Annotated in this window: 1 pseudogene; it reads left to right on the top strand. The window is 36.9% G+C overall.

What is annotated here, in order from left to right:
* Positions 1-101 precede the first annotated feature (101 nt).
* Positions 102-964, top strand: a pseudogene (locus tag HMPREF0518_RS09240) (IS982 family transposase).
* Positions 965-980: the final 16 nt, after the last annotated feature.

The raw sequence follows: 980 nt of genomic DNA, 5'->3' as shown, positions 1-980 counted from the left end.
AAATACGCGTGGTGCTAGTTAAATCGTTTTAGTTAAATAAAAAGTCCAATCTTGTTAGACTCGACTTGTAAATAGTAATAATAGAAAAGAGTCTGACTAGATTGAACTATCTTAAGCTTAAGAGTTTTTCTCATCATTTACAAGTTAGTTTTACTCGTTTAAACAATATTTGTCGTTCTTGGTAATAAGCTGTATGCTCCGAACTCCCTTAAGCATCGCAGAAATACAGATCAGATCAAGCTATCTGATAGTTCCATCTTAGCTATGCTTATCTGGCAAGCGGAATTAGGGATTGAATTACAAAGAAGATTTTGCAGGTTCTTTGTAGGATTATCCCATTCCCGATTTAATCGCCGAGCTCGTCAACTTTTGCCTTTAATCTATCTGATTCGTCATACTTTGAACCAAGAAGTGGATCTTTCAGGTAAAATTCTGATTATTGATAGTTTCCCAGTTCCGGTCTGCCAACCTGTTCGTAATTATCGCGTCAAAATCTTTCATGATATTGCCGATATTGGTTATAAGGCGACTAAAAAAGTCTACTATTATGGGTTCAAGGTTCACGCAATAGTGAGCGATGATGGCTATCTGCTTGATTACGCAGTCACTAAAGCATCGGTGTATGATGCTAAAGAAACAGTAGAATTGATGAATAATGCCCATCCTACTAATCATTATCTTTTAGGCGATGAAGGTTATTTAGGTAAGGATTTAGCCGCTAAACTAAAACACATGGGCTATGTGTTTTGGACACCGTATCGTAAAAATATGCAAGGTGCTAAAAAACATAACAATCATCAACTAATGGCGGTCAGACGGACAATTGAGAGTGACTTTGCTTTGCTTAGTTATTACAATCAATACCGAAAATAATCGCGCTAGAAGTCTAGCGGGTTTTCAAGAACGCCTAGAGGTTGCAGTGTTAGCTTATAATATGGCATATTGTCTAGAACGATTTAACTAGCACCACGCGTATAAAA

The sequence above is a fragment of the Lactobacillus helveticus DSM 20075 = CGMCC 1.1877 genome (genome assembly GCF_000160855.1).
Taxonomy (GTDB): Bacteria; Bacillota; Bacilli; order Lactobacillales; family Lactobacillaceae; genus Lactobacillus; species Lactobacillus helveticus.
Note: the sequence above shows the minus strand (reverse complement) of the source record. Positions and strands in the feature narration are given on the sequence as shown.